We start from the raw sequence: 23,178 nt of genomic DNA on the forward strand, positions 1-23,178 counted from the left end.
ACTCCAACCCTTCGACTCGGACTTGACAATTCGTCCGATCAATCTACTTGGGCAAGGTACGAGGCCGCGCGAGCATCGAGCACGCCCACTGCGTGGATGCCGCGCTTGCGGTAAGGAGACAACAGGGTCCGCATGTCGACAACCCGCTGTCGAGCGCGACCGGAGTAGATCCCGTCCTCCATCGCGTCCAGGACGCTGTTCCACGTCGAGCACGCCTCTTCTACGCCGCCCTGGGCAATCTGCGTGGCGCCCATGTACCCGAGGGTGACGGCATGCGTGCGCCTGAAGGCTGCCCCGCGCGTGCGTACGGAGCGCCGGAACTCCTTGACAGCCCCTCGGTGATCACCGAGGTCCCGCAGGGTGCACGCGGTCTCATGCGCCAAGGACGCCTCTCCGAAGAAGAAGGTTCGATCCGGTTCCCTTATCCCCTCACTGGCATTGGACAGGTCGTCTTCGGCTCGCCGCAGCGCGCGCGTAGCCTCTGCCTTGCGGTTGTTCGCCGCGAGGGTGCGCGCGTGAACAACCTGAAGGAGGGCTCGTTCCCGCGGGGTAGCTGCTGTATAGCTGTCGCCTCGCACCGATGCCTCCGCCCACTGGAGTGCTTCGCGGCGGAATCCTAAGTCGAGCGCCTGATGTGCCACAGCTCGCAGGATGTGCCCGATCAACGGGGCATCCCCGGACGTCGCTGCGAGTTTGACCGCGGCATTGAAGCGACTGAGCGCGACCGCGTGTTCGCTGTTGTCGAAAGCCATCCAGCCTGAAACATAGGCGAGTTCGGCAGTTGCGGAGAACATGGCCCGCCGGGTGGCATCGTTGGCGAACTTGCCCCGGACGAAGTCCCGTGCCTCGTGGCGCAGGTACGCGTCCACTGCTCTTCTGCCGTGGCCACCCCCGCGCTTCTGATCCATGCGGGAGAAAGCCAGTGTCAGTTCCTGAACTGTTTCGACGTCTCCGCGTCCGACCTTCGCCCCGGCCGGCACTCTCTCGTCCGGCGGCTGTGCCATGGCCTCCCACCACGTCGCGTCGGGAAGTGCCAGAGCTGCTGCGGAGTACACCCCGCCTGCCAGCAGGCGGCGCCTGTCCGTGTTCACGCCACTCCCCAAATCGCTCAGCGTGACCAGAGGATCGACGCGCCAGTCCAACGCCTCCCGCACCGGTGAGGTGGAAGCAGCACACCCCATCTCCTGGGGCGTGATCTCACGCCTCAACCGGCGGGATAACGCCTGGCACAAGATAGCGGGCGCGATGCCCGAGGGCTGGACTCCTCCAACCCACATGCTCACGTGGGAGCGTCCGATCTTGGAGTTCTCCCGCACCTGACCGTTCAGCGTCTCGACGGCGACCCGGTTGTACGCGGCTGCTACTTGCGCTCGTGACCAGCCCGCTTCGAGGAGGAGGGCGACCAGCCGCTCGTTTCTCTCGCGCTCCATCCTGCGCCCCCACCGCTGCAAACGATCTTTGACCACATTGACCGCCCCGCCCCGGCCGATAGCACGGGGACGAGCACAGCTCCAACGTAGTGCTCAACTAATGCCTGACGAGGGCAGAATGTCGGAACGTCACCCTGCCCGGGGATATGACTGTCCGTGACTAGGTCCGCAGGTTCCGGACCATGACCGCGTACACCGGGGAGTCGGCGAAGGGCTGCTGCTCGCCGACCTTTCGGTAAGCCCACGACTCGTACAAATCCTCCACTTTCGGGTGGGTGACGTCGACCAACAGAACGGCCAGATCCTCAGTGCGGCTGCTCAGCAGCTCCTCGTGTAGCCGTTCCGCGATTCCCTGCTTGCGCCACTTCGGGCGCACCATCACCTCCGAGACCGCGTAGGTGGCGGTGTAGCCGTTGTTCGGCTCGAAGGCCGTCGAACGCCACCACTCGCGGCCGGGCTGCAACGGGGCACCGTACGCGAACCCGGTCGGTTCATCGCCGTCAAAGGCGACGACGCAGGTGAAGCCGTCCATGCCAGACCAGTGGTCAACGAACCAGGGAAAGCGCTGGTTGAACTCGTTGTCCATAGCCTCGGCGTAGGAGTCAGCGTGCACGCCGATCAGCATCTGCTTGAAGTCTTCGGGGAGGCTTCCGTGGTGGTAGTGGCGCAGGTCGATCACCCTGGTCACGCTTGACTCCATTCGTCTTGCATACGGTCGGCCCAGTCGCGGGCGAACGCCGTGGACGGCGCCACCCGGAACAGGTCTCGGTGGAAATCTCCGATCAAGGTGCGCATGCGTCCAGGAAGCGGAGCGCCGTCCATGATCTGGAAAACGGTGGCCGCGGTCGCAGTGGCCCGCTCGGGCTCGTCCTGCCGGAGCTGTGCAAGCGCGAGCTGGCACGTGGCCAGGGCACGGTTGCGCTGGAACCCTGCCGGGATCTTGGCGAGAGCGCGGTGGGCCATCGCCTCGGCATCTGCGGACTCACCGTTGTGGTTGAGGATGACGGCTGCAAGATGGCTGAGTTCCGCCGATCCGTAGAAGGCCGTCCACCGCGGACGGTCGTCCTCGGCCGCCTTCCGCAGGGCCTCCTGCGCAGAGCCGAGGGCCCTCTTGGCGGCCTTGGGATCACCCAACGATGAATGGGCGAGAGCGAGACGCACGCGGCCCATGGACCTGAAGAAGGGGTCTCTGCGTGCCGCCTTCGAGGCGTTGGCCGCCTGGGCGGCTGCCAGCTGCTCGGGCCAGTTCTTCCGCTGGTACGCGAGCATCGCAACGTTGATCCACACCCGCATACCTGTCGCGGCGTCCTGAGAGAGTCCCGCATACGTCGTGGACTCGTGGAGGTGTGCCTGAGCCGCGTCCAGATCCCGCTGATCGATGCACGCCCAGGCCGCGATGGTCGTGTACTCGGCGGCGAGCGCGTACAGGGCACGACGAACGCTCTCGCTGGCGTTCCGGTGCTGAAGCTCTAGGATCTTGGCCCGGCCCTCTATGGCTGCGGTAGCCAGAGACCGGTGGCCGCCTTGTCGGTCGTCGGCCTCCACGAGCTTGTTCATGCCGGCCGAAGCCCGAGCCACGTCCGCCATCCCCACCGAGCGACGTTGGCGCCCGATGGGCACAGCGGCAACCGCTGTGCCTGTGGTGGCAACGATGAAGTCACGACGCCGCACGGGGTCCTCCGGAGGGTGCTGCATGGAACTGGGAGCACTGAACCCCAGGTCCGCCACAGGGCAGCCGAACACATGCTCAAGTGCGGCGCAAGTGCGGCCGATTGGGCGCCGGGTCGTCCCGTTGAGGAGGTTCCGGATCGTGCGCGACGATATGCCCCCCGGCCTGCCGGTGATCTCCAGCAGGGCCTGATTGCAGCGGTCCGCTAACTCTTCCTGGTTGACGCCCAGTTCGTTCATCTGGCGCTGAAGGATGATGTTCACTCCCATGCACTGAAAGTAGTACCACCGCTACTGCACTGCCCAGAATCCAGGTCGGAGGAACGTAAAGTTTTCCGGTCCGCGGGCACCTATGGAGCGCCGACTCTTCCTGTCACATGGACACGCAGCGTCGTTGACTGGACATCAGCCGTCACACCGGGATCGGTGCAGCGGCATGGAGGGCAAGTCCGCTCTCCGCCTCGGTTCCCGCTGGGCGCCCTCGGATGATCTTTGACCACCTTGACCACTCCCAGCCTCTTGACCCATGCCAATCGCCGCGCACAAGCGGTTCGCTCTTCTAGGCCAGCTACTCGACGAGCGGGAGCACCCCACATGAACGCCTCCACTGGCGCATTCGGCGCCGCGAGCGCCGCGCGCCTGGCTGGCGTCGACCGGCGGCAGAACCGCGAGGTCCTGCGGGGAGATACCCCCGCCCTTGCCGACAGGTGCCGCACGCTCACCGACTCCGTCCCCACGGGAGGCCACGTATGAGCCCTGCTGCATCCGCCGTCGCAACGACCGCTCCCGAACTGCTCCACCGGACATCCCCCGGATTCGCGGTGGCCTTCACCCCGGAACGAGCCCGTGTGCACCGAATGCGGCGGATCACCGCGGCGCACTTGGCCCTTTGGGGGGTAGACAAGTCCGCCGCCGACAACGTCGTGCTCGCAGTCTCCGAACTCGTGACCAACGGCATCCTCCACGGCTGCGGGGACATCAGCCTGAAAGTCCTCTACGCCGACGATGAAGTGCGCGTAGAGGTCACTGACGGAAACCCGGAACCCGCTCGACTCAGCGCCGCGGGCGACGAGGACGTTTCCGGTCGTGGCCTGCTCCTTATCCGCTGCTTCGCGCGGGACTGGGGCGTGAGTGCCGACGGCCTCACCACCTGGGCCACCTTCGCGGCGGTGAGGAAGCAGTGATGACGGTCGTCGCGGTACGTACCCAGGCCGAGTTCCCCGAGCCGATGCCTGTTCGGGTCAAGGACCCGACCGTGCCGACGAATCGTTGGACTCCGCCGCTCGATATCCAGGGCCTGATGGTCGTGCTGAGCAAGGCACGCGAGTGGGAGCCGGTGGACTGGGACCTCGTGTTCGATGGGCTGGACGTGGTCCTGCACGGCGAGGAGCAAGTCAGCCACCATGCCGCCGGGGTGGCGAGCCGTCGCCGGGCGAGTGTGGCGGTTCCCGACTACGACGAGGCTGACGAACTGGCGCAACGCTTCCGCGGGGCCCTCATGCAGCTCGTCAACCGGGGGCTTCGTGACCAGGCTGACGAGAAGTACCCGGACATCTCCACGTTGATCGAACAGGCTCGCGCACTGCGCTCCGAGGAGCTGCCCGCCGATCCCTGGCGGGCAATGGGGCTTGTTCGAAGGCTGGGTCAAGTCACTCTGCAACTGGTCGAGCGCCTGGATGAAGTCGGGTTGGTCACGGGATTGGTCGAATGCTGACTACCACGACGTCTCCGCCACGCGGACTTGTCGTCTCCCTGCGCCCGGCGGAGGAAGCCTACGACTACGAACACTTCCGTGACCGTCTCGCTGACCCATCAGTCCTCGCTGGCGCCGTCGCCGTACGCGTCTTCAGGGCACCCCTACTTGCTGTACCGATCGGCGGCTCCCGTCGTGGCGGCTATATGTCCTTCGATGTGCTGGCACTGGCGATGGCGGCCCGCGGTCTGCTGGCGGATCAGGCTGGCTTCCCGAACCTGCGCCTCCGTTGGGCGCCGCACCCCGACACCTGTCACACGATCGAGTGGGGCGATCCCGCTCCCGAGTGGTGGGAGGACGACGCGGTCTTCGGCCGCTTCTACGGCTACAGCGAGTCCGCCATCACCTCGTTCGTACGTGAACGCCCACAGACACCCTCTTCGGCAACCTCCACTCCGTGTTCCCCCACGGCTTCGTAGTCGCCGAAGAGGGCCCGACTTCCCCGCACTGCCTTGAGAGGACGACGAGTACGATGTGCCAGCACACCCCGCCGTGTCCCACGGCCGAGGCTTCCGACCGAGAGGCCGCCCGCCCCACGGCGGCCCACCCTGAACAGGGCTGGAGCCTGCTGTGCAACGGGGTACTGCTCTTCGAGGACACCGGCGAACTGTTGCCGGACGGCCAGATCGTCGCTCCACACCGGCCGGTCGCGCTCGCCGCCGGGAGCACCGCGTGACCACCGCTGCCGAGGCCGTCGTGCCCTACATCACCGCCCGGGAGGGTGAAGAGGCCGACTCGTTCCTCAACCTGCGTATGGGCCGCGGGCCGGACGGCCGGCCGCGTCTCCGATACGTGGATGAGCTGCCGCCGGACCGGGACCTCAAGGACGTGCTCTGGGCCCGCTACTCCATGTCGCTCGACACCTTTGGGCAGCCCTGCGGGACACCACGGTGGCGGATGGTTCACCCGCACCGTCAACGCGTGACGATGGCGCTGCTGCGGTGCCAGGTATGCACCGTCCAGTTGAAGCGCACCGACGGCATCCTCTTCCTGGAAACGGCGGGTGAAGAGGGCTACGACGGTCCAGTGAAGACCGCGCAGCCGCCGGTCTGCCTGGAGCACGCCCGGATGGCGGCAGGCCGGTGCCCACGGCTCAGGGCAAGGGGCCACGTAGCGCTTCTCGCTACCCGTTTCCCGCTGTACGGCGTGATCGGCTACGCGTACCAGTGGAGCGCGAACGGCCTACAGGCCCTCTCGGACATGGACTCCCCAATCCCTTACCGCCATCCCCAGATCGGCATGTTCCTGGCCTCTCAGCTCGTACGGGAACTGCGGGAGTACAAGGTCGTCAACCTGGACGATCTTGTACCCGCCTCCTAGACGGCCGCCCGGCTCTCCTGAGTGGTACAGACAGGACTGCCGGGCGGCTCACCACCGGCGCCGGACCTTCGCGCGTCGTCCAGCACGAACCCGCCAACTTTCGGCGGTACGACGAGAACGGAGAGCTTTCGCCGATAGCCTCCCGGCCCCCGGCACGCGTGCCGACCTACCCCCCCCGAACACGAACGACCGAAGGAAGTCCATGACGAACACGACCGTCGAGCCCGACGAGGCGACCCGCCTGCGGAACAAGGTGGTGGACGAGCTCTGCGCGGACGGCAACATCTCCTCCCCGGAGATCGAAGCGGTGATGCGCAAGGTGCCCCGGCACGAGTTCACCCCCGCCGCCACGCCCCTGGACAAGGCGTACGACACGTACGCCGCCGTGATCACCAAGACGGACGAGCACGGCGTACAGCTCAGCTCCGTCTCCGCGCCGCAGATCCAAGCCATGATGCTGGAGCAGGCCCAGGTGAAGCCCGGGATGCGGGTCCTGGAGATCGGCTCGGGCGGGCTGAACGCGGCCTACCTCGCCGAACTCGTCGGTGAGGACGGCGAAGTCGTCACCGTGGACATCGACCCCGTCGTCACCGATCGCGCGCGACGGCTCCTGGACAAGCACGGCTACGGCCGGGTGCACGTCGTCACCGCGGACGCCGCCGAGCCCATCCCGGATCTCGGTGAGGTCGACGTCGTCATGGTGACAGCCGGGGCCTGGGACGTCTCCCCGGCCTGGACCGCGCAGCTCACGCAGGGCGGCCGGCTCGTCGTCCCTTTGCGGATGCGGGGCTTGACCCGGTCGGTCGCCTTCACCCAGGTCAAGGGCGAGCACGGCCCCTACCTGGAGAGCGAGTCGGCGCGGATCTGCGGCTTCGTCCCGATGCAGGGCTCGAACGCCCACCGGGAAGAACTCCTCCTCGTCAACGGCACCCCGGAGATCGGGCTCAAGTTCGATGACGGCCTGCCTGCTGACCCACACCGACTCGACAACGCCGTCACGTTTCCGCGCCACGAACTGTGGACTGGCGTCACCGTCCGCATCCAGGAACTCATCGACACCCTCCAGATGGCGATGGCGATCAGCCTGCCGGGCTTCTGCACGATGGCCGTCGATGAGAACACGGACACGGGCCTGGTCGCCCCGGTGAACAAGCGGTTCGCCCTCGCGGCCGTCGAGGACGACACCTTCGCCTACCTCGTCACCCGCCGCACCGAGGACAACAAGCACCTGGAGTACGGCGTGCACGCCCTCGGCCCGCACGCGGAGCAGTTCGCCGACAGGATCGCCGACGTGCTCCGCGACTGGGAGGCCAACCGGCGCGGCGGCCCCAGCCCGGTCATCCGGGTCTATCCGGCCAGCACTCCCGATGACCAGATCCCGGCCGACCGGGTCATCGACAAGATGCACAGCCGGATCTCGCTCTCCTGGCCCTCGGCGTAACACCGGGAGCCAGGTCGTCCCGCACCACCCCAACAAGAGGAAGGCACATCATGACGAGCGCCACTCTCGCCCCGCCCCCGGTCGCGCCCGCCCCGCGGGCGGGCCTGGACGATGACGACTTCGCGCCCCTGGACGTGAAGGTCGTCATCGCCGAGCACTCGTACGGCCATCTCATGTGCTCCACGGGCGACGGCTGCGGCACCACCTGCGCGACCGGTGCCTCCGCCTGCGGTTCCTTCACGGAGGACCCGGCCTGATCCAGGCCGACCCCTCACCTGTGGGCCGGGCGAAGCGCTTCGCCCGGCCCACAGGCCCCTCTCCCCCTCCCCGCGCCGCCTCATGGAAGGGCCTCATGGCTTCCCGAGCAGCCGCCGGATACCAGTGGCAAGGCGTTGCGATGTTGCGCGCCACCACCAGCCCCGGGCCGGCAGACATCCCCCGTACCCTCGACCTGGACAACGTGGCCGTCACCCGCGGATGGCTGAACCGCATCTGGCAGCGCGAGGACTTCCGCAGCGCGCTGGAGCTGGCCACCCCCGTCCTGTCCGAAGCCATCGAGGCCGTCGTCCGGGGCCGGCAGACTGAGCCCCGTCACGTCCGCCGCACCGCGCTGTCGACGGTTTCCTATCTCCTGCGGTGGCAGCACCGGCCGACCCCGCTCGGCCTGTTCGCCGGCATCGCCCCGGTGTCTGTCGGGCCCCGGGCGAGTGCGCGGTGGCGCGACAAGCACCGCGCGATGATCCGGCCGGACGCCGAATGGGTCACTGACATGGTGCTCCGGCTCCAGCGCACCCCCGCGTTGCTGAAGCGGTTACCGCTCGTCGCCAACAACGCCGCTCGCGCCCGCGGTGACCGGCTCGTGGCGCCGGGCCCGCCCTCCGACGGTCACGCCGTCCTCTTGGCCCCGGTCGAGATATCCGTCCGCAACGCCCGGCCGGTGGCCGCCGCCATGGACGCGGCCCGCACCCCTATCCCTTACGGCGACCTCCACGGCCACCTGCGCGACCGTTTCCCGGGGGCCACACCGGAGAAGATCGACGCCCTTCTCACCAGCCTGGTCGAGCAGCAGTTCCTCATCACCAGCCTCTGGGCGCCCATGACCATCGTGGACGGCTTTCAGTACCTGTGCCGCGAACTGGACCGGCACCAGGCGGACGACGTCCCCGAGGTCCGGGACCTGGTCCACGCGCTGTACGCGCTGCGCGACGACGTGTCTGCCCACCAGCCGACGCTTTCCGACACCAGCGTGAGCGCCATCGCCGCCCGGATGCGCGCCCTCACCACCGTCACCCCGACCCCTCTGCTCATTGACACCGCCCTCGACTGCGAGACCCAGCTCCCGCAGTCCGTGATCGCGGAAGTGCAAGCAGCCGTGTCGGCCCTCTACCGGACCACCCCGCAGCCCTACGGCTACCAGCACTGGCGCGACTACCACCGCCGCTTCCGGGCCCGGTACGGCGTCGGCGCCTTGGTGCCGGTGATGGACCTGGTCGCCGACAGCGGCCTCGGGCTGCCCGCCGGATACGTCGGCTCCGAACGCGGCGCCGCCCTGAAGGTGCGCACCGACCGCGACGAACTGCTGCTCGCGCTGATGCAGCAAGTCCTCCTGGACGGCCGCGATGAACTACGGCTGACGGACGACATGGTCGACGCCTTGGAGAAGGCCGCCGGAACGGACGAGCGGCTGTTCGTACCCCGGGTGGAGGTCGCCTTCGAAGTCCACTCACCCAGCACCCGGGCACTGTCCAGCGGTACCTTCGACGTCCTCCTCACCGCCGTCCCCCGCCCCGGCAGCAGCATGGCCGGCCGGTTCGCCCACGTCCTGCCGCCCGAGCATCAGGACGCGCTCGCCGCCACGTACCACGGGGCGCCGGACGCCCTAACGGCGCAACTCGTGTTCCCACCGCGCCGCCACCGCAACGAGAACGTCACCCGTACGCCGCGGCTGCTGCCGCACGTCATCGAGCTGTCCGGCCACCAGGGGACGGACGAGACGACGATCCCGCTCGCCGACATCGCCGTCACCGCGGACCCGCGCAGCTTCCACCTCGTGCAGCTCTCCACCGGCCGGCGCATCGACGTGCGGGTCCTGCACGCCCTGGAAGGCGGGACACAGACCCCACCGCTAGCCCGGTTCCTCGCCGAAGTGGCCAACGGGCGGTACGCCGCCTACAAGCCGTTCGACTTCGGCTCCGGCTCCCGGCTCCCGTTCCTCCCACGCGTGCGCTACCGCCGCACCATCCTCACGCAGGCCCGATGGCTGCTGATGGCCGCCGACCTGCCCGGCCGCAAAGCCTCGACCGAGGAGTGGGAGAACGCCTTCACCGCCTGGCGGGACCGGCTGCGGGTCCCCATGCAGGTCGCCATCATCGAGTACGACCAGCGCCTCCCCCTCGACCTGTCCCACCCGGTCTACCGCCGGACCCTGCGCGCCCACCTCGACAACGCCCGGCGCCTGGAACTGCGCGAGGTCCCGGACGCAGACGCCCACGGCTGGATCGGACGGGCACACGAGATCTGGCTCTCCCTGGGCCGGTTGCAGCCGGACACCGCCGATGTGCCCCGGCCGCGCCCCGCCACCCCGCCGGCGCCCGGGCGGCACCTTCCGGGCGCCGGTGACGTCCTGCTCGCGCAGCTCCACGCCCACCCGCGCCGCTACGACGAGATCCTGAGCCGCCACCTGCCCAGCCTCCTCGCCGCGTTCGGCGACACCCCGCCACTCTGGTGGTTCACCCGGCACCGGGAGATGGCCCGCCCGGACGCCGACCAGCACCTCGACCTCACCCTGCACCTGCCACCGGACGCATACGGGGCCGCCGCCCAACACGTTCGTACCTGGGCGGACAGCCTGCACAGGACCGGTCTGGCGGCCGGGCTGGTCCTGGCTCCCTACCAGCCGCAGACCGGGCGCTTCGGCAGCGAGGCAGCCATGGACGCCGCGCACCAGGTGTTCGCCGCAGACTCCGCCGCCGCCCTCGCACAGATCCAGCTCACCGAGCGCACCGACGCCTTCGCCCCGCAGGCCCTCGCCGCGGCCAGCGCCCTGCACCTCGTCACCCGCCTGGCGCCCAACAACGCGGCGACCGAGGAGTGGTTGGTGCGCAACCTCCCCCAGAGCACGGGGCGACTGAACCGGGCCCTGCGTACCCAGGTGCTCGAACTCGCCGCGCCGAACGGCGCCTCCGCGCTCGCGGCCCTCCCCGGCGGCCCTGCGGTCGCCGAAGCATGGCGGGCCCGCGCCGCCGCCGTGGACACCTACCGGAACTCCTTGACCGGCCAGCGTGATCCCCTCGGGGTCGTCCGGTCTTTCCTGCACCAGCACCACGTCCGGGCCCTGGGCGTCGACCCGCGCGCCGAGGAGACCACGATCCGGCTCGTACGAACCGCGGCCCTCCAGCACAGGATGGCCGCCCGATGACCGCGCCGGCCTCCACCACCGCGACGATCCTGGAGCAGTACATCGCCCACCTCGCACAACCCGCTCCGCCGCCCCCGGACGAGCCTTGGGCGGTGCAGTCCCTCGCCGACGGCGCCGCCGGAATCAGCCTGCTGCACATCGAGATGGCCAGCCGTCAGGGCGGCTCCTGGCGCCCCGCCCACCGATGGATCACCGCCGCTGCGGCCGGGCACATCAGCGCGGCCGACACCGCCGGACTGTTCCTTGGCGCCCCGGCCCTCGGCTTCGTCCTTACCACCGTCCCGCCGTCCTTCCAGCACCTGTACGAACCGGCGCGCCGGACGCTGCACCAGCACATCAGCGACATGGCCCACCGCCGCGTGGACGCCGCGCTCACCCGCATCCGCAAGGGCGACCTGCCCACGTTCGCCGAGTACGACCTGTTCTACGGCCTCACCGGCATCGGGGCGTACCTCCTGCGGACCGACCCCGAAGGGCTCCCCCTGGAACGGGTCCTGAAGTACCTCGTTGCCTTGACCCGCCCCCTTGTCCCCGACGGCCGCGGCCTGCCGGGCTGGTGGGTCCGCCACGACCCGGCCCGTGGCGAGTCCCCCCACTTCCCGGGCGGCCACGGCAACTTCGGTGCAGCCCACGGCATCACCGGTCCGCTCCTCCTGCTGGCCCAGGCCATGCGCCGCGGCATCGCCGTCAGCGGTCACCGCGAAGCCATCTGGAGCATCTGCGAACACCTTGACGCCTGGTGCCAGCTCAGTCCCTCCGGTCCCTGGTGGCCCGAGCACATCTCGCGCCGCGATCTCGACCTTGGGCGCCCGCACCACGACGCTCCCACCCGGCCGAGCTGGTGCTACGGAACCACGGGCATCGCACGGGCCGGGCAACTCGCGGGGCTCGCCTTGCGTGCCCCCGACGTCCAGGCGTTCTACGAGGACGCCCTGTACCGCGCCCTGACCGACCCCGAACAGCTCGCCCGCGTCACCGACTCGGGGCTGTGCCACGGCTGGGCAGGCATCTACCAGACCGCAACCCGCGCCGCTGCCGATGCCCGCGATCCCCGCCTTCAGACCCTCCCGAAGCGCCTCGGCGACGCTCTCGCAGCGAACGCCCAGCCGTGCCTTCCCGGGCCCGGCCTGATCAACGGCGACGCCGGTACCGCGCTCGCCCTCACCACCTACGCCTCACAGCAGGCCCCGATCTCCGGATGGGACGCATGTCTCTTGATCAACTGATCTTGACGGAGCCGAGCGCGATCCAGCGCGCGGTCTCCGCTGCCCTCACCGGCCTGCCGATCCCCGAGGTCGCAGCTCAGTGCGGGATGGAACCGACGATCCTGTCCGACGCCGTGGCGGTCTACGACCAAGCCGGCCGGGAGGCCCTGGCCCGCCACGCCGCCGCCACCGACTGGTGGCAGGTGTACCTCCACTTCACCGACTGGACGAACGCCGACACCACCTTCACCACGCACGTGCTCCCCGTGCTTCGGGAGGCAGAGGCCGCGGGTCTCATGGGCGGCTGGTGGTACACCCGCAAGCACCCGTGCTGGCGCATGCGCCTTCGTCTACAGCCCGAGGCCGGAACCAAACTGACCCTCGGCGACGGCTTCGACCGTCTCGTCTCCGACGGGCATCTGCAACGGTGGTGGCCGGGGATCTACGAGCCTGAGACCGCAGCTTTCGGGGGCGTGGTCAGCATGACGGCCGCGCACGCGCTGTTCGTCACCGACAGCCGAGAGGCGCAGCAACTATGGCAGCGCGGGGACCTTGCCGTGGGACCGCGGGAGCTGTCCGTTCTCCTCTGCACGATCATGATGCGCGCCGCGGGCCTGGAGTGGTACGAGCAAGGGGACGTGTGGCACCGCGTCATCACGGAAGAGCACCGATCGGCCGTCAGCGACGTCCCGGCAGACCGGCTCGACGCCCGCGCTCAGGAGATCCGGCCGCTGCTCTTCGCTGACAGTGATGTCCTGCTGCGCCCCGGTGGGCTGTTGGAGCCCGTCGCCGAGTGGGCCGCCGCCTTCCGCAGCACGGGGCAGGAACTCCGCCGGGCCGTACAGGACGGGACGCTCGACCGGGGGCTGAGGCAGGTGCTGAGCTATCACGTGATCTTTCACTGGAACCGGCTTGGGCTGTCCATGCGGGGACAGAGCGTCTTGGCCTGGGCAGCGAGGGCGGCGATCCTGCACCAGGAAAGCGGGACATAGGTCGGCCGCGAGCCGTGTGAACCGCAGGGGGCCACTAGCTGGAGGCCCAGGCGAAGCGACCCACAGTCGTGCGAGATAGGACTTGCCATGACCGTTCCATCGCGGCAGAAGCAATGGGTGAGCCTCGGATTGTTGTTCGGGGGACACCCACAGAGCTTCGAGCTCCCGCCGCTCGTCTCCGGGCCCCCGCCCACCACCCAGGTGACCGCCGATGAGCGGGAGGCCACGGAGGTGATGCGTGCGGCCGGTTACGCGCCGAAGGGGCCTTACCCCGGTGCCCGCTCGATGCCTTGGCCGAGCGAGTGCACCGACTGCGGGGCGTCCCGTAGACCCTCGCTCCAGGACATCGAGCGCGGTGTCCGGTGCAAGCATGTCCGGCGCAGGTCCGCCGCCTCCGGCGCATGAGGCGGGCCCGTACACCCGAGGTGTACCAGTTGTTCCAGTGCAAGTTGTGCCCGAACGAGGGGACAGACCGGGAGATCCGAGGTGTCGGCGCGCGGATGGCTGCATATCGGGTGTGCAGCTCGTGTGACTTCTGGCTGATGTGCCTGGGGTACGCGATGCTCGGCGACCAAGACCCGGACGGCCGTCGTGCCCTTCGGATCGACGGCGTCCATTACCTGTCCTGGACCGAGGAGCAGGGGTTCCCGCCGGAGATCGGCTACGCAGGGGGCGGGGAAAACCGCTACGTCCTGCTGGACGATCCGACAAGCACCGTGCACGTGACGCGCCGGCTCTGGCTCATGGGCACCATCCCGGACGCGTTCCGCGACCGGATGCCCGACAACGCGGTCTTCGCTCCGCCGACCTAGGCACTCTCAGGCACCTTCTACACGGGCGGTGCGTCCTGAGCGCTGTCCGGCGGCGGGCCGGGCTGTGTGTGGTCCATCGCGGTTCGGTTAGCGTACGAGGACTCGGGTTTCGGAGATGACGGCGCCACGGACTCATCGGCGTCGAGGTGCTGACCCCCGCGCTGGGTTCGCAGAAGCCCCTCCTTCTGGAGGCTGGACACTCGGTGGTCCGCGCCGCGAGCAGTACTGCGAGCCTTGATGGCCTCGGCCCGAAGCTGCTTGGCTGACTCGTTGTCCTTGTCCTTGGCTCGCCGAAGCAGCACGGCCTTCTCCTGCTGCGGCATGTCCGCTTCCGTAAGCACAGCTTCGTGTTCGCTGACGGCTCCGGCCTGCTCGGCAACTTCCTGAAGCCGCATATTCATCTGCTCCAGCTCCTGTCCGGTCGCCTCACAGGTACGAAGTAGTGTCTCCCGGTCCGCCTCAACCGCAGCGCGCTCGTCACCGCGGAGCGCTGGGCGTCGCCCGAAACGGCCCGTCGCGGCCAGCTGCTGTTCGAGACCTTCGATACGGGCCTGCGTGCCGTTCAGTCGGGCGGTGCGTTCAGCAATCGTGCTGTCCAGCGCTCGGACTTCGCGGATGGCTGCGGCCCGTTCGGCAACATCCTGATGGCGGCGGTGGAGCGCGAGCGAGTTCGGGCCTGATCCGGCAGCAGCCTCCCGGTCAGCACGGTCGGCAGCGGCCTCCGCCTTCTCGGCCGCCGTGCTGGTGGCGCGAGCCGCCGTCGCCGCCTTGCGCACAGCGTCGCGCAGGGCTGAATTACTGAGGTGGGCGTACGGACGATCAGCCGTCGGCGCGGCTTCAGGAAGAGTAGTCAGCGCCTCGCGCCGCCCGGCCGTGGCCGGGGTAGATCGGACCTCGGGCTCCGCGTCCTCTCGGGGGGCGTCCGCGTCGTGTGGTTCTGCCGCACCGGGGCCGCGCGGGATCGGCAGATCCGCTACCGCCTGGCGAACGTGGGCGGGTACCGCGTTCTTGGGGAGTTCGGTGAGGATCATGCGTTCCTCGGTGCCGTTCTCGATCTCGCGGATGAGACCGGCGACGGCGCGGTCAAGCTGTTCCTGCTCTGTGAGCGCGTCGCCTCCACGGGCACGGTCGGCGTCGGATTCGTAGACGGACAGCGGCAGGAAGAGATGGGACTCCTTCTTGTCGCGGCTCATCATCGTGTACAGGGCGTTCGCCTGGGCGCCGGGGCCATAGACCAGGGCCTCTTGGACGCTGAGACCCTGGGACTTGTGGCCGGTGATCGCGTATCCAAGGCTGAGTCCACCCTGTGCGATGTAGTCGGCGTCAACCCATTCGGCAACGTCACGGTGGCCGTCAGCGGACTTCTCGCGCCACTCGACCAGCACGCGGCGTTCCTCATCCACGGCTCGCACGATTCCGCGGTAGCCGTTCAGCACGTCCTCGTGCTCGCCGCGGCTCCGCTTGCCCCGGTAGTCGTTCACCCGAAGGAGGACCTGGTCCCCGACGGACAGCGTCAGCTCGCCACCACCGGGTAGCGCGTAGACGTGCTCCGGGCCGGTGAGATCGCCGCTCTCCTTCCGCAGTGCTCGGGCCCCGATGTTCAGTTCCTCCACGACCTCGTTGGTGGCAGCGAGCATGAGGAGCTGCTGCACTGCGGTGTGGTCGTCGGTGTGCGCGGCGCGTTTGTCGGCCCAGATGGTGAGCATCGCGGCGAGGGTGGCGTCCTTGTCCGCGAGGGCGTGCACGCGGCCGGTCCCGGCGAAGGTACGGAGCGCTTCCATCCGGTTGTCGTCGCGCCACAGCTCCAGTGCCCTGCGCTCGATCGCGTCCCTCTGCCGGAAGTTCTCGGTGAGTTTGAGCCCGCCAACGATGTGGTGCACGGCAGCAAAGGACCCGCCGATGCCGGGCGAGTGCAGCTGCTTCGGGTCACCGATGCCGACGATCTTCGTGCCGGTCGTCGCGGCATGGGTGAGGAGTTCGGCGATGTCGCGGTCATCGCACATTGCGGCTTCGTCCACGACCAGCACGTCAACGCCGGTGAGGCTGCTGCGGCCGGTGCGGATGCCGGTGAGCCAGGATGCGAGGGTGCGGGACTCGATGCCAGCCTCGGCCTTGAGGTTGGCGGCGGCGACGGCGGCCGTGCTGGCACCGGCGATGACGAGGCCGTGGGCCTCCCACGCCTGTCGAGCGGTGTCCATGATCGTGGTCTTGCCCGCGCCGGCGATGCCTTCCAAGGCATCGATTCCGTGTCCGGCGGTCAGCAGCCGTTCGAGGGCCGCGCGCTGTTCGTCGGAGAACGCGAAGGTGCCACCGTGCTGAGCTTCGACCGTGGACAAAGTCATGGCGACCGTGTCATGGCTGATAACGGCGGCCTGCGTGTTGAGGCGGTTCGTGGCCTCGGAGACGATGAGCGTTTCCGCGGCCACGATGTCCGCCGTCGTGTACCGGTCGGAGTGCGTGAAGTGCTGTGCACCTTTGGGGTTCAGCTGGACGGCGTACCCGGCCTGCCGCAGTACGGAGTTGGTGAGGCGTTCGGCCTCTTCGGCGTCCGCGACTCCGTACGGGAGGGCGTCCAGGACTGCGGCGATGGCGGCGGCGTGGGTGAAGTCCTTGGAGTGGCTGGTCAGGCCCGTCTTCGGGTCGAAGACCTGGGCGCACAGCTCGTCCAGGCCGGGGTTCCGCCCCGCTCGGTCGTGCTCCATCGCGCTGGCCGCGATGGCGTCGGGGTCGTCACCGGCGGCGCGCCCTTCGGCCTGCCAGTAACCGCGCAGGACGTCGTCGGCAACTCCGGCGGCTTCTCCGTTCTTCGCGGCCTTGGACGCGGTGGAGGCAGCGGTGCGCTCGCGGGTCGTGGCGCTGTCGTAGTCGATGCCCAGCTTGGTCAGGAGGTCCCGGACCTGGCTGTCACGCTTGCTGAACAGGCGGATCGTAGCCTCGGGGATCGCCGCGATCTCCCATGCGCCGGTTCGCTCTTCTCGACGGAAGCTGATGCCGTACTCGTCGGTCAGCTCCCGCCGGATACGGGCGTTCATGAGGGCCTGGGTCGCGCGGGCGTGCCGGTGGAGGTCGCGGCCACCGCTGGCCATGGTGGACCACTTGCCGTCGGTGCCCTTGACCATGTTGGCCAAGGTGAAGTGCAGGTGGAAGTGGGGGTCGCCGTACGGGGCACCATCCACTGGCCGGGCGGCGCGGTGCACCATCATCCAGCCGGAGAACCCACTCGTCTTCACGGTCTCGGCCTCTTCGCCGTCGCCGTGGTGGCCGCGCATGGCGTACGCGGTCCACCGTTCCAGGGCGCTGATGGACTCGCGGCCGGCGGCCGTGTAGATGCCTTCGACCTGGGCGGCGATCTCCTCGGGGGCGTAGGCGAGGAACGCGGACTTCGACTTCGCGAGGTCCAAGGTGACGTCGGCGCCGAAGTTGCCGACCTGCACACGGCCTTCGAGGAGGGCGGCCTTGATCTCCTCGGCGTCCCACACGTCCTCGGGCGCGAGTCCCGCCGCCTTAGCCAGGGCGACGGCTTCGCGGACGTCCATCGGCAGATCCCGAAGACGGCGTTCGCCTTCGCCTGCGGTCTGGGCGTACCGGCGCTTCATGGACGCGGCGGTGAACAGGTCGGCGGGCTGCTGCCCGGTTTCAGTGGCGCGGGCCTCGACGGCGCGCAGGAGTTCACGGGCGTCTAGGTGGCCGCCCGCCTCGGCGGCCACTGCCTTCTCCAACACGTCCTGGCCGTAGAGGTCGACGGCGTCGATGCCGACGGCGTCGGCGAGCTTGAGCACGGTGGAAACGGGGACGCGGTGCGATTCACCGAACCGCTTGAGCTGGCTCTCCATCCTGCGGAAAGCGTCCTGCTTCCGCTTGGAGTCCAGCAGGGAAGCGGGGTTCACGCTGCGTTCGGCGGCGGCGCGGCGGATGGCACGAGCCAGCGGGGCGGCGGGGAGCTTCGCGGCCGGCGCGATGGCGAGCTTGGGCTCCACGAGGGTCTGCCCGGTCCGGGGGTCCTCGCCGTGCATGAGGCGGCGGGCGGCCTGGAAGCGCTCGGGAGCGAGGACGCTGCCGGGCGGGATGCCGAACTCGTTGAGTCCGTTGCCTATCCACACCAGCGGGCGTTCGCTGGCGTCAAGGTGATAGTCCACCTGTCCGTCGGCAGCGGGTCGGGGAAGGGCCTGTTCGCCGTACAACTCGCGTGCGTCGAGACCGGCGGCGGCTGCCACCTCGACGGCGTCGAACCCGGTGAACCGCGCGGTGCCCTTGCTGCGGATGAGCCCACGGGCGCGGAAAAAGGCGCGCTTGGCCTCGCGGGAGCCGAGCAGGGAGGCGACGGGGGCACCGGTCGCTTCGGCCTTGGCCTCGATGGCGGCGACGAGGGGGGCCGCGTCGACCGTAGTGGACTTCCCGCAGCCGTGACCGCCGGTAAGGCGGTACTCAACCTGCTCGTCGGAGGGGCCGATCATGGTTACCCATCCCACCGACCCGCTCACCCCCCGCTCTCATCCGGTCAGATCCGGTCGTCTTTGCCGATTGTATCGTCACGAAGTGACGATACCTTGGTCCTCTTACTTCAAGATCATGATCAGCGAGGGAATACCTCGGGTGTTCGGGGCGGCCTAATCGCTGCTTCGAATCAGGCTCCTGGAGCCTGATGTCTGGCGGACTGTTACCTCGTCCGGCCTGCGGGGTTTTCGATGCGGGCAGCCTCGGGCGCAGGTGCCGACGCACGGTGTCGGAGCGGCTGGACTGGGGATGCCCGCATCGACAGGGCAGCGGGGTCGCGGCGACACCACGGAGCTTCACCTTCAACTGCGAAGCGTCCTCATAAGCTGGCGGCCATGAGCGCTACCCCCGATTCCACCGCCGTCCCCAGCGTCATGGACCTCGCCAAGATCGTGAAGGCCCTCGGCGGTACACCGAGCACGTACATCCCGCAGGGGTCCACCGCCACTGAGACCCTCACCAAGGCCGCCTTGGCCACCGCAGCGTTCGGCCGCGCGGCGAAGGTCGCCCGTCAGGCACAGGAGGAGCTCGCAGCGACTGGTGATCATCAGGCGGGGGCTGCACTGAACCACCTGCTGACCGTCGCAATGGAGGAGGGGGACGACAGGCCGGAGGCGGTACCGCTGCTGTGGTACTGGCAGGTATCCACCATCGCTTGGGTGCTGCGCGACATGCGCACGAAGGCACCCCAGGCCGATCCGTTGATCAAAGCCAGTGCGGACGCGGCCCGCGCTTTGATGATCCTCATGGAGGCCCGGCTCAACCTGAAGGTCGAGCACGGTGACCATCTCAAGCAGGTCCTCGGCGAGGCGGAGGAGATGCTGACAAGCGCGCGGTCGAACACCGCGCGCCTCCCGCACTGGATCAAGCAGCCCGGCAACCTCGGCTGAACGGGATGCCCTCAGCCGGGGCACGGCTGCGGCGGGCCGGACCGCGTGCACCTGCCGCATCCTCTGACGGCATGCGAACGGCCCCCCGCGCGACGAGCGGAGGGCCGGGCTGCGGAGCAAATGCTACGAACTCAGGGGCCAGTCACCGAAGGGAACTGGCGTCTGGCCGGTCGCTTCACGTACGGCTTCGTCAGTGCCGCACGGAGTACAGATCCGCACATCACGATCGGTCGTCAGGCGGGTGCAAGCGGGGCGTCCGCCGAGCGGGCCGCCGCAGCGCGGACAGCGGGTGTCGGACACGGGTCACTCCTCGGGGTGCTCACGAGCGGCCTTGAGGATCAGGTTCCAGGTCGGGCGGGAGTACGTCTTCTCCGTCTGCTCTTGGAGCTGGGGGATCAGTTCGGCGTTCTTCGCGCCGGGGTTCGCCGAGATGGCCTGTCGTGCGAGGGTCAGCCGCTCGTCACCTTGGTACGGATAGGCCAGTCCCCTACGGCCCGCGGGCCGTCCCCCGGCGTGGCCGCGGCCCTTCCGGTCTACGAGGTACTTCCACAGCGTCGCGCGTTTCCACTTCGGGCGGTCCCGGGTCGGGAGCTTGTCCCAGTCGTCCGGTGCCGGCCACCCCTCGGGCGGATTCTTGACGTAGTGGGAGACGGTGGCGGAGTCGGCGAACCCGCAGACCTTCGCCGCCTCGGCCGGACCCACCATCTCTTCCGGGTCCCCATCGAGCTTCGGCGTGTTCTTCGTGCTGGCGGCAGCGCGCTGCCGCAGGAACTCGTGGTGCCACCTCGCCCACTCGTCGCCGTCCCAGTGCATGACACCGTCGATGGTCTCGGCGACGGCCGGGTGACCGTTGTTCTCCCGGTCGGTCCAGAGGTTCTGAAGCGTGGGCTCGCTCATGCCGTGGACCTTGCGAAGGTCCGTTCGCGAGTAGAGCGTGCGGCCGGTCTTGCGGGGCACGGTCGTCTCCTGTTCGGGATCGTGATTGCTCGGCGGAGTCATGGGAGGTCGTCCGCACCCGGCGTCGGCGCCCACGTACGGCTGCCGGTCGGTTCGAGGCGGGTGAGGGACGCAATGTCGTCCAGGGGCACGGCGGCGGCCCAGTCGGCGCGGTCGGGGTGGTCGACGGGGAGGTTGAGTACAAGGTGTCGGCCGGTCGGGGGGAAGTCCTCGACGATGACGAAGGTGTCGGTGGGGTCAGCTCCGATGCTGTTACCCCTCGTGAGCTGGGCAAGGTCGCCGGGCTGGGGACAGTCGGGGTGTCGGTCGCATATCATGGCGGAGTTCTTTCTTGGTGAGAGAACATTGACGGCCAGCGCCTTGTTGCCCTTGTGCGCTGGCCGTCGCTTGCTGTCTGGGTGGTGCGGCGCCGGTTCGACGCGCGGCCGGTCGGAGGTTGCCCTGCTCCGCTGACGGCGGAGCAATTAAACCACCTTTATCGCGGACGGGGCGGGGCCCTGATCCGCGGGACGGTGGCCATCAGAAGAGGGCCCCCTGATCAGTCGGGGGCTTGTCCCGGTGGCTCGGCGGCCGGGCGATCCGGAGTTCGTAGCGGGGGCGTCCCTGATGCGGCGGGGCGTGGGCTTCGCGTCGGTAGCGGCTCCAGGACAGGAGCGGGGCGCCTTGCTCCGCCCACCCCGCCGGGTACAGGGATATCAGCTGTGCCCAACGGCTCCGGCTCTGCGGGATCTGCCATCTGTCCTTCACCTGGGTGATAGGCGGCAGCCCTCGCCAACCTGGGAACGCGTGGTCGTGGGCGTCCTCCACCGCCTCGTTGTCGCCGTCGCCGTACCCGCCGCCACGGTGGACGGGGCCTTCCCAGTCGCAGGTGAGGCATCCGCCCCGGAACTCCTGCGCGTCCCCCCGGCGGCCGGTCGGCCGGCTACGGGAGAGCAGGGTCGGGGCGTGGTGTGCGGGTGGGTCCAGCTCGTTGCCGAGGTCGCAGTAGGCGCCGCCTGGGTGTCCGTGCTGGATGTGCCATGCCTGCTCCGCGCTCTCCGCGGGGGCGCGGGTCCGCGCGGTGCGCACCCGCCAGTAGTTCGTCTGCCGTGATCGCGCACCGGTCGGCTCGGTGACGGCCGTGGTCACGGCTTCTCGCTCCGGGCTGCGGCGAGCACTTCGAGGAGAGGATCAGCGAGCACGGCCTGTTCGGCGGGAGCGTCGAGGAACCGTGGCCCGTACGCGCGGCGCACTGCGCGGCGGGCATCCTGGTGGCGGTCGAAGTCGGGGTAGTACGGGGACCGGTCGAGGACGTCGAAACCGTGTTGGGTGAGCACGTCGGTGATGAGGGATCGGACCTGTACGGGGTCGAGGGTATGGAGGTCACTCTCCACCGGGGCCGCGAGGAGTACACGGATCAGGTCGGACGCGCAGAGCCGGGGGTGGAGGGGAACACCGATCCGGTGGACACCGTCCCGGCTCGGGGTGGCGGCTCCGCGGCGGCTTGGCGGCTTGCTGGTGCTGCGGGCTTCTGTCGTTTCGTCCATGGTGCTGGCCTTCGAAGACTCGATGTGCAGAAAGGTGGGCAGTTCAGCGGACTAGACGGCTCCATGCCAGATAGAAGGCCCTATGCGCGCACGGTCAGCGCGGACGGCGGCGGCGCGGAAGGCGCGGGCGGCGGCGGTGGCGGTGCGGCCGGGCTCGGCGCTCCACCGGTCGATGACCTCGCGGTGCCGGGCTTTGGCGACGGCGGGTTCCTCGGCGTCGACGGGGTGACCGGCGAGGGTTTCCGCGAGGATGGCGAACGCGTGGTCGCGGGCACGGTCGATGACGTCCCAGTCGTACGTCCGGCCGGCGGTTCCCCGCCCGTGGCCAGCGGCGACTTGGAGGGCGCCGCGCGGCCAGCACGGCAGCGTGGCCGTGCGGCCGGGACCGGCGAAAAGGCCGGGGCCCTGGTGGATGCCGACGTGTTCGATGTGCCGGGCGGCCCACTCCAGGATCGCGGCCGGGGTGTCCGCGATGACGACGCTTTCGGGGGTGTGGTGGTTCGGCATGGTGATGTCCGTTTCGGGGACCTGGGGGGCGGCGTTGTACCGCCGCCCCCCAGGTCGGGCTACTTCTCGTAGGCGGCGATCAACTGGCGGACCTTGTCCTTGCCGATACATCCGCCCTCGTGGCGGTGCGTGCTCGGCGGCTCTCCGTTGCGTCCGCGCAGGTGGCTCCAGAACTTCGGGCCTTCCCACGGGCACAATTCGCAGGAGAGGTACCAGTGGTTATCGGAGCCAGGGAATCCCGTGAGGACTGCCTGCCAGTGGTGGGCGGCGAGTCCGGCGAAGGCCGTCTTCGCGCTCGTGATGTTGCGGTCGGTGACGGGCATCCGGGGATGCAGAAGAGGCACCGGCCCGCACAGCGGCGTGGGAGCCTCGGCGAGGACCTGCTCCAGGGGGACGGCCGCGATCCGACCGGCGGCGTACTCCTGCGCGAGATGGGCGGCGGCCATGTCGGCGCCGGTGGTGCCCTTTGGCGGGCGACGGAGGTTGTGTTCCCCGTTGCTGGTGATGACGAGCCAGTCTCGGTGCCAGCGGTAGGCGCGGCCGATGACCCGGTCTTCGCCGATGATCACGGGGTAGCGGCAGCGGATGTCCGGGGCCCCGAGGCGGTACGGCATGGCCGTCTCGACAGTGGCGGTGTTACCCCCGGGGTCGGCCGTGGAGCGGTCGAGCTGGCCGGGGACGAGGAGCTTGTTCGGCTCGTCGGCGGGGACGGTGACGGTCGCGGGTCGTTCGAGGAGTTGCGTTGTCATGGTGGTGCCCTGTTCT

At 69.1% G+C, this 23,178-nt stretch carries 22 protein-coding genes; 12 read left to right on the forward strand and 10 right to left on the reverse strand.

The genetic code is table 11. The features are described from left to right. Positions 1–38 precede the first annotated feature (38 nt). The 3 genes from O3X23_RS01655 to O3X23_RS01665 all read right to left on the reverse strand — a co-directional run bounded on the left by O3X23_RS01655 (position 39) and on the right by O3X23_RS01665 (position 3,368). Complete coding sequence (locus O3X23_RS01655) at positions 39–1,430, reverse strand: Tat pathway signal protein (protein WP_269269178.1); 1,392 nt, start codon at positions 1,428–1,430, stop codon at positions 39–41. A gap of 160 nt (positions 1,431–1,590) precedes the next feature. Continuing rightward, positions 1,591–2,118 (reverse strand): GNAT family N-acetyltransferase, encoded by a 528-nt coding sequence (locus O3X23_RS01660; protein ID WP_269269179.1) that lies wholly within the window; start codon positions 2,116–2,118, stop codon positions 1,591–1,593. After that, positions 2,115–3,368: a helix-turn-helix domain-containing protein gene (locus O3X23_RS01665; RefSeq protein WP_269269180.1), complete on the reverse strand. Its 1,254-nt coding sequence runs from the start codon at positions 3,366–3,368 to the stop codon at positions 2,115–2,117. The genes O3X23_RS01660 and O3X23_RS01665 overlap by 4 nt, the downstream gene beginning before the upstream one ends. Before the next feature lie 551 nt (positions 3,369–3,919). Here O3X23_RS01665 and O3X23_RS01670 point away from each other — a divergent pair. The 11 genes from O3X23_RS01670 (at position 3,920) to O3X23_RS01720 (ending at position 14,039) form a co-directional block, all read left to right on the forward strand. Continuing rightward, positions 3,920–4,282, forward strand: coding sequence for an ATP-binding protein (locus O3X23_RS01670; protein ID WP_269269181.1), 363 nt, complete (start codon positions 3,920–3,922; stop codon positions 4,280–4,282). Next, positions 4,282–4,812, forward strand: a complete 531-nt coding sequence (locus O3X23_RS01675) for a DUF6415 family natural product biosynthesis protein (RefSeq protein ID WP_269269182.1) — start codon at positions 4,282–4,284, stop codon at positions 4,810–4,812. The genes O3X23_RS01670 and O3X23_RS01675 overlap by 1 nt, the downstream gene beginning before the upstream one ends. Further along, positions 4,806–5,270, forward strand: a complete 465-nt coding sequence (locus tag O3X23_RS01680; protein ID WP_269269183.1) for a DUF6302 family protein — start codon at positions 4,806–4,808, stop codon at positions 5,268–5,270. The genes O3X23_RS01675 and O3X23_RS01680 overlap by 7 nt, the downstream gene beginning before the upstream one ends. Before the next feature lie 53 nt (positions 5,271–5,323). After that, positions 5,324–5,527 carry a DUF5999 family protein gene (locus O3X23_RS01685; protein WP_248585344.1) on the forward strand — a complete coding sequence of 68 codons (204 nt, stop codon included), beginning with the start codon at positions 5,324–5,326 and terminating at the stop codon, positions 5,525–5,527. Beyond that, entirely contained in the window at positions 5,524–6,171 is a 648-nt protein-coding gene (locus O3X23_RS01690) for a hypothetical protein (protein ID WP_269269184.1), read from the forward strand. Before O3X23_RS01685 ends, O3X23_RS01690 begins: the two co-directional genes overlap by 4 nt. A gap of 202 nt (positions 6,172–6,373) precedes the next feature. After that, positions 6,374–7,612 (forward strand): methyltransferase, FxLD system, encoded by a 1,239-nt coding sequence (gene fxlM / locus O3X23_RS01695; protein WP_269269185.1) that lies wholly within the window; start codon positions 6,374–6,376, stop codon positions 7,610–7,612. A 50-nt stretch (positions 7,613–7,662) separates the two neighbouring features. Continuing rightward, a complete protein-coding gene (gene fxlA / locus O3X23_RS01700; RefSeq protein WP_269269186.1) occupies positions 7,663–7,869 on the forward strand; it encodes an FxLD family lanthipeptide in 207 nt (68 codons plus the stop codon). A gap of 95 nt (positions 7,870–7,964) precedes the next feature. Next, positions 7,965–11,030, forward strand: coding sequence for a lantibiotic dehydratase (locus tag O3X23_RS01705; protein ID WP_269269187.1), 3,066 nt, complete (start codon positions 7,965–7,967; stop codon positions 11,028–11,030). Beyond that, complete coding sequence (locus O3X23_RS01710) at positions 11,027–12,256, forward strand: lanthionine synthetase C family protein (protein ID WP_269269188.1); 1,230 nt, start codon at positions 11,027–11,029, stop codon at positions 12,254–12,256. Before O3X23_RS01705 ends, O3X23_RS01710 begins: the two co-directional genes overlap by 4 nt. A gap of 2 nt (positions 12,257–12,258) precedes the next feature. After that, positions 12,259–13,227 carry a thiopeptide-type bacteriocin biosynthesis protein gene (locus O3X23_RS01715; RefSeq protein ID WP_331283872.1) on the forward strand — a complete coding sequence of 323 codons (969 nt, stop codon included), beginning with the start codon at positions 12,259–12,261 and terminating at the stop codon, positions 13,225–13,227. Between the two features lie 500 nt (positions 13,228–13,727). After that, entirely contained in the window at positions 13,728–14,039 is a 312-nt protein-coding gene (locus O3X23_RS01720) for a hypothetical protein (protein ID WP_269269190.1), read from the forward strand. A 17-nt stretch (positions 14,040–14,056) separates the two neighbouring features. On the opposite strand, the gene mobF is transcribed toward O3X23_RS01720, so the two are convergent. Next, positions 14,057–18,493, reverse strand: coding sequence for a MobF family relaxase (gene mobF / locus O3X23_RS01725; protein ID WP_269269191.1), 4,437 nt, complete (start codon positions 18,491–18,493; stop codon positions 14,057–14,059). Positions 18,494–18,868: 375 nt separating this feature from the next. Here mobF and O3X23_RS01730 point away from each other — a divergent pair, with 375 nt between their 5' ends. Continuing rightward, positions 18,869–19,423, forward strand: a complete 555-nt coding sequence (locus O3X23_RS01730) for a hypothetical protein (protein WP_269269192.1) — start codon at positions 18,869–18,871, stop codon at positions 19,421–19,423. A 303-nt stretch (positions 19,424–19,726) separates the two neighbouring features. Here O3X23_RS01730 and O3X23_RS01735 read toward each other — a convergent pair whose 3' ends face one another. From O3X23_RS01735 to O3X23_RS01760, 6 genes are all read right to left on the reverse strand, one after another. Then, positions 19,727–20,380 (reverse strand): hypothetical protein, encoded by a 654-nt coding sequence (locus O3X23_RS01735; protein ID WP_269269193.1) that lies wholly within the window; start codon positions 20,378–20,380, stop codon positions 19,727–19,729. A gap of 38 nt (positions 20,381–20,418) precedes the next feature. Beyond that, the gene (locus O3X23_RS01740) at positions 20,419–20,697 is read right to left on the reverse strand and encodes a DUF6211 family protein (protein ID WP_269269194.1); all 279 of its coding nucleotides are present in this window, start codon (positions 20,695–20,697) and stop codon (positions 20,419–20,421) included. 202 nt (positions 20,698–20,899) lie between these two features. Continuing rightward, complete coding sequence (locus O3X23_RS01745) at positions 20,900–21,508, reverse strand: DUF6349 family protein (RefSeq protein WP_269269195.1); 609 nt, start codon at positions 21,506–21,508, stop codon at positions 20,900–20,902. Beyond that, on the reverse strand, positions 21,505–21,906 hold the full coding sequence (locus O3X23_RS01750; protein ID WP_269269196.1) for a DUF6181 family protein: 402 nt from the start codon (positions 21,904–21,906) through the stop codon (positions 21,505–21,507). Before O3X23_RS01750 ends, O3X23_RS01745 begins: the two co-directional genes overlap by 4 nt. Before the next feature lie 51 nt (positions 21,907–21,957). Further along, a complete protein-coding gene (locus O3X23_RS01755; protein WP_269269197.1) occupies positions 21,958–22,413 on the reverse strand; it encodes a DUF6197 family protein in 456 nt (151 codons plus the stop codon). A 59-nt stretch (positions 22,414–22,472) separates the two neighbouring features. After that, the gene (locus tag O3X23_RS01760; RefSeq protein WP_269269198.1) at positions 22,473–23,162 is read right to left on the reverse strand and encodes a hypothetical protein; all 690 of its coding nucleotides are present in this window, start codon (positions 23,160–23,162) and stop codon (positions 22,473–22,475) included. Positions 23,163–23,178 lie beyond the last annotated feature (16 nt).

Source organism: Streptomyces sp. H39-S7 (assembly GCF_027158205.1).
Lineage (GTDB): Bacteria > Actinomycetota > Actinomycetes > Streptomycetales > Streptomycetaceae > Actinacidiphila.